Here is a 1,196-nt window from a genome sequence, read left to right as displayed (position 1 = left end):
TTACTCAATGATTTTGGAGACGACGCCGGCGCCGACGGTGCGACCGCCTTCGCGAATCGCAAACCGTAAACCCTCCTCCATCGCAATCGGCGCAATCAACTTCACCGTCAACCGCACATTGTCCCCAGGCATCACCATCTCTACCCCAGCCGGCAACTCCACCGCCCCCGTCACGTCCGTCGTCCGAAAATAAAACTGCGGCCGATACCCATTGAAAAACGGCGTGTGCCGACCCCCCTCCTCCTTCGATAACACATACACCTCCGCCTCAAAATGCGTGTGCGGCGTAATGCTCCCCGGCTTGGCCAACACCTGCCCACGCTCTACCTCGTCCCGCTTCGTCCCACGCAACAATACCCCTACATTGTCCCCAGCTACCCCCTCATCCAGGAGCTTGCGAAACATCTCTACCCCAGTCACCGTGGTCTTGGCCGTCGGACGTAACCCCACAATCTCAACCTCGTCCCCAACCTTCACCTTGCCACGCTCAATCCGCCCCGTCACCACCGTCCCACGCCCAGAAATCGAAAATACGTCCTCAATCGGCATCAAAAACGGCTGATCCACCGGCCGCTCCGGCTCCGGAATATACTCGTCCATCGCCTCCATCAGCTTCAGCACCGACGGCACCCCAATCTCGCTCTGATCCCCCTCCAACGCCTTCAGCGCACTCCCTACCACCACCGGCACCTCGTCCCCAGGAAATTCGTACCGACTCAGCAGCTCCCGAACCTCCATCTCCACCAGCTCCAACAGCTCAGGATCGTCCACCATGTCCGCCTTGTTCATGTACACCACAATATACGGTACCCCCACCTGCCGAGCCAGCAAAATGTGCTCCCGCGTCTGCGGCATCGGCCCATCCGCCGCCGATACCACCAATATCGCCCCGTCCATCTGCGCCGCACCCGTAATCATGTTCTTCACATAATCCGCATGCCCAGGACAGTCTACATGCGCATAGTGCCGCTTCGCACTCTCGTACTCTACATGCGAGGTCGAAATCGTAATCCCTCGCTCCCGCTCCTCCGGCGCCTTGTCTATCCGATCATACGGCACAAACTCCGCCCCCTGATAATGCTCCGCCGATACCTTCGTCAACGCCGCCGTCAACGTCGTCTTCCCATGATCTACATGCCCAATCGTCCCCACATTCACATGCGGCTTCTTGCGCTCAAACTTCTGCTTGGACATAA

General features: G+C 58.8%; 1 protein-coding gene. It reads right to left on the bottom strand.

Going from position 1 to position 1,196, the window contains the following annotated elements; translation table 11 throughout:
* A complete protein-coding gene (gene tuf / locus ACYQ3M_RS11585; RefSeq protein WP_460036238.1) occupies positions 1-1,194 on the bottom strand; it encodes an elongation factor Tu in 1,194 nt (397 codons plus the stop codon).
* Positions 1,195-1,196 lie beyond the last annotated feature (2 nt).

Source organism: Methylothermus subterraneus (genome assembly GCF_054656915.1).
The sequence above is the reverse complement of the archived record's forward strand: the minus strand, read 5'-3'. Positions and strand labels throughout refer to the sequence as shown.

Excerpts from the sequence above, each read along its gene's own strand:
- tuf (WP_460036238.1), bottom strand. The coding sequence starts at position 1,194 with ATGTCCAAGCAGAAGTTTGAGCGCAAGAAGCCGCATGTGAATGTGGGG.